8 protein-coding genes are annotated in these 8,652 nt (G+C 42.3%); 6 read left to right on the top strand and 2 right to left on the bottom strand.

The window, feature by feature from the left end:
- Positions 1-45 precede the first annotated feature (45 nt).
- Positions 46-1,269, bottom strand: a complete 1,224-nt coding sequence (locus HMPREF9018_RS05590; RefSeq protein WP_008449184.1) for a site-specific integrase — start codon at positions 1,267-1,269, stop codon at positions 46-48.
- 787 nt (positions 1,270-2,056) lie between these two features.
- On the opposite strand from HMPREF9018_RS05590, the gene HMPREF9018_RS05585 reads away from it, so the two are divergent.
- The 6 genes from HMPREF9018_RS05585 to HMPREF9018_RS05560 all read left to right on the top strand — a co-directional run bounded on the left by HMPREF9018_RS05585 (position 2,057) and on the right by HMPREF9018_RS05560 (position 7,066).
- Positions 2,057-2,473: a hypothetical protein gene (locus HMPREF9018_RS05585; protein ID WP_036857307.1), complete on the top strand. Its 417-nt coding sequence runs from the start codon at positions 2,057-2,059 to the stop codon at positions 2,471-2,473.
- Positions 2,474-2,524: 51 nt separating this feature from the next.
- Entirely contained in the window at positions 2,525-2,923 is a 399-nt protein-coding gene (locus HMPREF9018_RS05580) for a hypothetical protein (RefSeq protein ID WP_008449192.1), read from the top strand.
- Positions 2,920-4,983, top strand: coding sequence for a bifunctional DNA primase/helicase (locus tag HMPREF9018_RS05575; RefSeq protein ID WP_008449188.1), 2,064 nt, complete (start codon positions 2,920-2,922; stop codon positions 4,981-4,983). The genes HMPREF9018_RS05580 and HMPREF9018_RS05575 overlap by 4 nt, the downstream gene beginning before the upstream one ends.
- A complete protein-coding gene (locus tag HMPREF9018_RS05570) occupies positions 4,971-5,279 on the top strand; it encodes a helix-turn-helix domain-containing protein (RefSeq protein WP_008449194.1) in 309 nt (102 codons plus the stop codon). Before HMPREF9018_RS05575 ends, HMPREF9018_RS05570 begins: the two co-directional genes overlap by 13 nt.
- A 90-nt stretch (positions 5,280-5,369) precedes the next feature.
- Positions 5,370-6,077: a type IV toxin-antitoxin system AbiEi family antitoxin domain-containing protein gene (locus tag HMPREF9018_RS05565; protein ID WP_008449185.1), complete on the top strand. Its 708-nt coding sequence runs from the start codon at positions 5,370-5,372 to the stop codon at positions 6,075-6,077.
- On the top strand, positions 6,062-7,066 hold the full coding sequence (locus HMPREF9018_RS05560) for a nucleotidyl transferase AbiEii/AbiGii toxin family protein (RefSeq protein WP_008449190.1): 1,005 nt from the start codon (positions 6,062-6,064) through the stop codon (positions 7,064-7,066). Before HMPREF9018_RS05565 ends, HMPREF9018_RS05560 begins: the two co-directional genes overlap by 16 nt.
- Before the next feature lie 110 nt (positions 7,067-7,176).
- Here HMPREF9018_RS05560 and HMPREF9018_RS05555 read toward each other — a convergent pair.
- A partial coding sequence (locus tag HMPREF9018_RS05555; RefSeq protein ID WP_008449191.1) for a helicase C-terminal domain-containing protein occupies positions 7,177-8,652 on the bottom strand: 1,476 nt, incomplete at its 5' end.

Below are 8,652 nucleotides of genomic sequence, written 5' to 3'. Positions count from 1 at the left end.
TTTCCATAAATCTTTTATTTTAGAATTATACATTTTATTATATTATCAGATGCCCATCGCCTTATTGAACTTGTCGAGCTTGTCGGCGAGTTGCTCCATGTCATGCTCCACTTTCTTGTTGGTGATGCGGGCATAGAGTTGTGTGGTCTTGATGTTCGTATGCCCCAGCATCTTCGATACACTTTCCATAGGAACACCCTTGCTTAGCGACATGGTTGCAAACGTATGTCGGGCAAGATGGAAGGTCAGATTCTTCTTGATGCCACAAATGTCGGCAATTTCTTTCAAATATGCGTTGGTTTTCTGATTCGTTAGGATGGGAAATAGTTTGCCGTCCCGATAGGTCTTATGACTGTACTTGGCGATGATATTCTTGGGAATGTCAAGAAGTAACACATTTGTTTCCACGCTTGTTTTCTGCCTTTTGGTCATAATCCACTGCTTGTCATCAAGTGTAACAATGTTGTCTGGTGTGAGATTGGAAACATCAATATATGCTAGACCTGTGAAACATGAAAAGATGAAAACATCCCTTACTAACTCCAAGCGTTGAATAGCAATTTCCTTGTTGGCTATCTTCATAATCTCCTCATCCGTGAGAAAACCTCGATTGACAGGCTCCAAGTGAAAACGATGATTGAGGAATGGGTCGTGAAGAAGATAGCCACGCTTTTGCGCATAGATGGTCACGGTTTTCAGTGCCTTCAATTTCTTGACTGATGTGTTGTAAGCGCAACCTGCCACTGTACTCAGGTACAGCTCAAAGTCCTGTACTACGGATGGCGTGAACTCTGCCAGTCCAATATCTTTCTTCCCATACTTATAGATAAGGAATTCTGCGAAATGTCTTCTTAAAACGCTGTACTTTTGCAGGCTGTCCTTGCTGATGGTATGTCCGACACGCTGTCTGACATCTTCGTTGAACTTGTCGAATATAGGGAGAAAGGTCGTGTACTCCCTGTCTTTCCCGACAAAGAATGAGCGGATTTTATCCAATGACAAGGATTCATCATCCTCGAATTTGTGGTAAATGTTATTCAGCATTGTGGAAATGGAGTCCAATGCGGCATTAGCGGATAAGGCTTCTGCCGTCCGGCCTTTGAGCCTGCTGGTCGTGTTATTCCACAGCGACTTGTCCACGAATATTTTCGTAGATCCGAAATTAGCCATCTCTCCGTTAAGGAATACTCGGAGCATTACAGGCGACTTTCCTTCTTTGTTCTCATAGTTTGAGCGTAGGTAGAAGGACACCTTGAAATTTGTTCTCATAATGCATCATTCTTTTGTGTAGCACTCGGCTGCAAAGTTAATATATAACATACTGAAACAGAAAGAATTGATGCCTTCAATTTGGTATTCAAAATCCCGTCACTGCTACATTTTTTGCTACTGCAATTTTTGTGTAGCAGTAAGTGTAGCAGAATTTGACCGAAAGATGATTGTCAAAACATAGGGTTATGCCGTCAGGCGATAGAGGTATATACAAAGAAAAATCGTTGTAAAACCTTGATTTTACAACGATTAGCTAATTTTTGAAGGCTAAATTGACAACCCTTGTGAAGTCTATTTGCGGAGAGAGAGGGAAATGACCATTCCGCTGTAACTCCTTGTATCATAGTCTTTTATTCTTTTATCCTTTTAAATTGTAGCCATATTGTAGCCACAACAGAGTATTTTGAGAGTACACGCAGATACTGCTACCCGAAATGCGCACTTGCATTTCTTGGGTTCAAAAGTACAAAAAAGTAGAACATCCTCCAAATTATTGTGGGAAAATGTTTTAGAAATCTTTTGGCTACAATTTTCAGTGCATGGTGCAAGTCTATATATATAGATAGACCTTGCACCATGCACTGACAGTCCCAAAGGTGTGATTGATTGATATGGCAGGCTAAAGATTTTCGCCTACGTATTGGGCAACACGGCAACATATAATGCATAATGTTAAAAATGCAAAATGGCAATATAATGCCAATATTGGCAATTTAATATTCTTCCTAAAGTCCTATTTGTTAGGAACTTTGCAGCATTATTTCTAACAAAAAGACGGATACATATGAAGACAAAGAAACAAAACTCTGGAAGTAACGCAAAATTCTACGTTGTACTTCCGACGCTTGAAATAATGCTCTCCGCCAGCAAAAACTGCAAGCTAAGGGCAGGCTATGCCGACATGGAATATTCCAACTTTATGAAACACTGCAAGATGCAGACCGACCTTCGTATCAACACTTATGCAAGATGTGCCGCAGCCTTCGATATGGATGTGCTGCTGATACATCTCCCAAAGGGAATGATTGATTCCATGATTGCAACCACGCCCCATAAAAGCCTTCGCTTCTCCACAATGGAGCAGGAAGATCTCATCGTCATTCTCAATCGGCTGTGCAAGCTGGACAGTAGAAGATTTAAGCAGCATCTTATGCAGTTATTGCACCAATTGGGGAAGGACTCTGAATTTCCAGACGGATGATAATCCACGGAGAGCAACAATTCAATCCTAAACTGAAAAGAGAAGTGACATATGACAGAAGAAGACAATTTACAAAATACGGTAATTGCAGAGTTACGCTCACTAAGGAACGACATGGAGCGGATAGCTGGCTTTATCGTGGAAATGAGACGCGACTATTCCGTTTTGGAGGATAAGATGGAACTCAGTTCCTCCGACGTCATCAGACTCTTGGGCATTTCGCGGGCATCCCTTGCCCGATGGAGGGACACCAACGCAATCCCGTTCAGGTATATATCATGCAACCACGTTGCTTATCCGTTCAAGGGACTTTACGTCGCCGTCAAGAGCGGACGTGCCTCCTTCAAGGGTTTCAGACGAGTGGAAGCCCTGCAACGGCTCAACGCCTACAAGGATGGTGTCCTTAAAGGATATATGGGTGATGGTCAAACTTTATTTGAGGAGCTATGAACATCAAAGAAGAAATACTGAGCCGAACCAACAAAGGACTGGATGTGTTCTGCTTCTATATGCCCATCGACTTTGTGCTAAAGCGCAATTTCCGAAATCCTTTGTATGACGACAGGCGTGCATCGTGCAATATCTATCTCGACAACAAGTCTAGCTGCTACCGAATGAAGGACTTTGGCAACGATGCCTACTCCGGCGACTGCTTTTGGTTTGCAGCCACAATGCTCGGACTGGACGTGAGGAAAGACTTTGTAAAGGTACTTGAAATCATAAATCGGGACTTGCAGCTGAATATTTGCATTGAAAGGAAAGAACATAGTAATCCCCACACAATGATGATGAAGCCTTGCAAACCAACCTTAGTACAACCACCTAACCAGCTCAAGAAGATGGAAGGTAAAAAGTGGTACAAGCTAATTGAGCAATCTTTCAATGTCAAAGAACTAGACTATTGGGAGCAATATGGTATTGATACTAAGACTCTGCAACGTTTTCATGTAAAGTCGCTTGCTCGCTATGAGTCTGTCTCCAATGAGGGTAAGCCGTTTACACTTGGTTCAACACATGAAGATCCGATGTTTGCATACAGTATGGGGAAGTTTGTAAAAGTCTATCGCCCTAAGAGTAAGCTGCGCTTTCTTTATGGGGGTGAGAAAGTGAACGACTATGTCTTTGGCTTCCAGCAGCTGCCCAGTAAAGGGGATGTTGTTTTCATCACAGGTGGGGAGAAAGACGTACTTTCACTTTCGGCTCATGGTTTCAACGCCATCTGTTTCAACAGTGAGACGGCACAGATTCCTGAGAATATCATCGAAGGATTGCAGCTCCGCTTTCGCCACATTATTATATTGTACGACTCTGATGAGACAGGCATAAGAGAAGCTAAACGGCAGACAGATGCACTTGCTCAATACAAGGTATTGAGTCTAACCTTACCATTGCAAGGGGGTAAGTCGGAGAAGGATATATCGGACTTCTTTGCCTTGGGCAATGAAGCAAAGAACTTGAAAGTGCTTCTTAATGATATGTTCACCAATATGTATGCACAGACAATGATGATATTGCAATCTTGTGAGATAGACTACGATAATCCGCCAGACGCTTCAAAGTCGGTGGTGGCAGTAAATGGTGTTCCTCTTGGAACGCAGGACAATCTGTTTTGTATCACAGGTGGAGAAGGAACAGGCAAAAGCAACTACATTGCCGCCATCCTTGCCGGCACTCTTGGGAGAGAACGATTAAAGGCAGAGCAAACCTTGGGATTGGAAGTAACAGCCAATCCCAAAGGATTGGCTGTACTTCACTACGATACAGAGCAATCGGAGGCACAACTCTATAAGAACTTGGAGAAGACACTTCGCAGGGCTGGTGTCAAGTCCGTGCCAGAGTTTTATCATTCCCTCTATCTGGCATCGCTATCACGCAAGGACAGACTGAAGATTATTCGTGAAAGTATGGACTTATTCCATCACAAGCACGGGGGAATACACCTTGTGGTCATTGACGGTATAGCAGACCTGATACGCTCCGCCAACGACGAGACGGAGAGTATAGCCATCGTAGACGAACTCTATCAATTGGCAGGGATTTATAATACTTGCATTATTTGTGTCCTACATTTTGTACCTAACGGCATTAAACTCAGAGGACATATAGGCTCGGAGCTGCAACGTAAGGCAGCCGGCATTCTCTCCATTGAGAAGGATGACAATCCTGAATACTCAGTCGTCAAGGCTCTGAAAGTGCGTGACGGCAGTCCTCTAGATGTGCCGATGATGCTCTTTGGCTGGGATAAGAAAGCCGATATGCACATTTATCGTGGGGAAAAGTCGAAGGAGGATAAAGAGAGACGCAAGACCGATGAGCTGTTGGCTGTTGTAAAGTCTGCATTCCGTGCCAAACTAAAGTTATCATATCAAGAGTTATGCGACGTGTTGATGCGAGAAATGGAAATCAAGGACCGAACGGCAAAGAAGTACATTGCCTATATGAAGGAGCAGCGTATCTTGTCGCAAGACACAAGTGGTAACTATCAAAAAGGAGAATTATGCCATACATAGAACATACTTCAGAAAAGGATTGGTGCAAGCGATTGTTTGACAGATTGAAAACTGTCGAGAATAAGCTCGATCAACTGCTTGTACTGAAAGAGCAGTCTGTTGATACAACTACCCATCCGCCTCTTAAACCGGAGTATCTTGACATCATCGACGTATCGAAAATTCTCAAAGTGGAGCAAAAAACCATCTACAACTGGGTATGGGCTCACAAAATACCATATCTTAAAGCTAACGGAAGACTTCTTTTTCTTCGTGAAGAGATAGACGAAATGCTACGCAAGCGTGATGAATGGTAATCATCTTTCACGATATGAATATATATTTTGTTATGTAAATGCTTGCGTTTACATAACAAAATGTGTATCTTTGCACAAAGATTGAATTGTATGACAAGCAAGGGTATTAAGAAGAAAATATCGGAATTTGAAATGGGAAAAGTCTTTAAGTTAGAAGACTTAGGGCTTTTGCACACCGAGCATCAAGCAGCAGTGATGACTTTACGAAGACTTGTGGAAAAAGGAGAAATAGAGCGGCTCAGTCCGGGTCTCTACTATAAACCTAAAATAACACCTTTCGGAGAAGTCGGACCTACTATGGAAGAAAGATTTCGGGATTTATTATACAAAGATAACCGCCCTATAGGTTATCTGACAGGATTCTACGCCTTCAACTTATTGGGACTTACCACACAGCAATCTACCACCCTCGAAATTGGGACAAACTTCCCTCGTCGAAATAGAAAACGAGGTATGTATGCAGTTCGGTTTGTAATACAAAAGAATGAGATAAACAAGGAGCTTATTGATATGCTACGCCTGTTGGATTGCCTTAAATGGATAAAAAAGATACCCGATACGACTGTTGACCAATCCTATTCTCGTTTGAAGAATTTAATAAATGCCTATTCTAAAAAAGAACAGGACCGGATAGTGGAACTTTCGATGAAATACTCTCCTTTAACTCGTGCCCTGCTGGGTTCGATGCTTTCTGACAAATCATTGACAGATAAATTATATCAATCGCTTAGTCCGCTAACGCAATTTAGGATTGGACTTTCACCATCACTCGCAAAAAAACAATGGAACATACAATAGCCAAACAACTGCATTTGGAAAAAGAAAATTTCAGAGACCTGCTTCATGCCGCTTCTGAGGATCTCACCATCCCTATCCAACTGGTAGAGAAGGATTACTACATCTCGTCCATACTTCGTGCTCTTTCTGAAAGTAGTTATACCGAACAGATAGTATTCAAAGGTGGTACATCCTTGTCTAAGGCTTATCAACTGATAAACAGATTTTCCGAAGATGTAGATTTTGCTGTCATAAGCGAACACATGAGTGGTAATCAAGTAAAAATGCTACTTTCGCACCTCATGAAAGAAGTTACAGCTAATTTGAAAGAGGATTTAGATTTCAGCGATATTTCCAAAGGATCAAAATATAGAAAACAAGCTTTTCTCTACGATACTCAAGTAGGATTGGATGAATTATCCAACCCTGTACCAGCAAGAATTATAGTGGAAATCAGTGCATTTGCCAATCCATTTCCCCATGAAATACGAATAATTGAGCCGTTTGTAACTACATTTCTAAGAAAGAAGGGAATGAGTTCCTTTATAGAACAGTATAATCTTACACCCTTTGAGTTAAACGTGTTGTCACTCAGACAAACTTTATGTGAGAAAGTTGTATCGCTTATTCGTTTTTCAATGAGCGACACTCCATTGGCATCATTGACATCCAAAGTACGTCACTTCTATGATTTGGATGCACTCCTAAGCATAGAACAATTACAAAACTATATTTCTAGTGATGCGTTTGTGTCAGATTTAACAACACTGATAAAACACGATCAGCAAGCCTTTGATGAGCCAAGAGGCTGGAAGCTTTTGGACAACCTAAATCAATCTCCCTTGATAAAAGACTTTGAAAATATATGGAGTTCTCTGACACCGAAATATATTGAGAATTTATCTAAAATCGCATACCGTAAGATACCATCACCAGACAATATAAAATCCTCTTTCACCAAGGTTCTCCACTCGATAGAAAATATTGATTTAGGACGGCAAGAGAATTAAACATTTAGGAAAGAACGAATATTCATAAAGAAAATCTCTTTTGTTTTACAGAAAAGCCCCAAAAGTTAGAAACAAAACTTTTGGGGCACATTATTTCGGAATTAGATGTTTTAATGCCGCCATTTCGGACGAAAACTCTGTGAGCGATTATCTGCTTCTTGTGTCTGTTCATTGCCTATTTTTATTGATATAGAAGTCTCATTTTCGGACAGACTATTTCCCTGTTCTTCTTTGTCTTCTTTGTCCGCTGAAAGCGTTAATGCAATCTTCCTATCCAGTTCTGCAGCTTGCCCTTTGAGCGAACGAAGCTCGTCCTCTTTTCTCCATGAGCCATTGGCGATAGCGGTATAGATTTCCTTATTGGCTGCCACCTTCTCTTTCTCCTTCTCGTGCGATTCTATCACTTTCGGGATACGCTCCAAGGCATTAACGAAGTTCTCGCACGCAAGTTTTGGGTCGGCAGCCAGCTTACCATTATTATAGGTATAGTAGATACTCTCCTGCCCTTTGACAAAGAAACGGTTCACAGAGCAGTCAAACAAATCTTTTGAGGTACTCTCCGTCTTCACCATGATGGAAAAACCATAAATCTCACCGATTTTATTGTACTCGCCTTTGGTACGTGCCTTGTCGTTAATTTCTTGCAGGCGTGCGGCAATGACCTTGATGTCCGTACTGTCCTCCACACCTTTAATGACAAGGTTATTGATAGGATTACCTTCTTTGTCACGCTCCACACGCTTCTCAAAGCACGCCAAGTCTGCCTTGGCTTCCTTGATCTTGTCTGAATGGAAAGACACGGAGCTGTCAATCTCTGCCAACTTTCCCGTTGCGGCATCACGCTCACGGAGGAAGTTCTTACGCTCGGATTCCAAGGTAGCAATCTTCTTGTCAAGTTTGGCTTTCTCCAAAAGGTCGGTGTTGCCCGAAAGCACTGCCACATATTCAGAGAAGTTCATACCGCTGTCCTCGTCCATCGACCCTTCATCAATGGTACGGCTACCAAGCGTGTTTGTCTTCAGCTGGTTGATGAAAAGCTGCTTATTATGCAGCAGGTTGAACTTGTAACTGTCCAATGAGCGTTCTACGGCATAGATGATGACATCGACCTTGTTGTCTGCAAATCCTTTGGCAATAAGGTTTCCCTTGCGCACAGCTCGTCCGTTACGCTGCTCCAAGTCCGATGGTCGCCAGGGCGTATCCAAATGATGCACCGCAACGGCACGCTGCTGTGCGTTTACGCCTGTTCCCAACATAGAGGTAGAACCGAAGATAATGCGAATGTCACCACGGTTCATCGCATCTACCATCGCTTTCTTTGCCTTCTCGTTCTTGCACTCCTGAATGAAGCGTATCTCGTAGGACGGGATATGATAGTCCTCTACCAACTTACGCTTTATCTCAGAATAGATGTTCCATTCGCCAGGCTTGTAAGTCCCCAAATCAGAGAAAACAAACTGTGTCCCTTTCTGTGCGTCGAACTTTTGGTAATAGTCATTGAGCATCTTCGCGCAATGGCTTGCCTTGTTGTCGATATGATCTGAGTACCCATTTTCATCTATCATGCGTAAATCAAGGCTCATCTT

It is taken from the genome of Prevotella amnii CRIS 21A-A (assembly GCF_000177355.1).
GTDB classification, from domain to species: Bacteria; Bacteroidota; Bacteroidia; order Bacteroidales; family Bacteroidaceae; genus Prevotella; species Prevotella amnii.
This window is presented reverse-complemented; position numbering and strand designations above follow the sequence as displayed.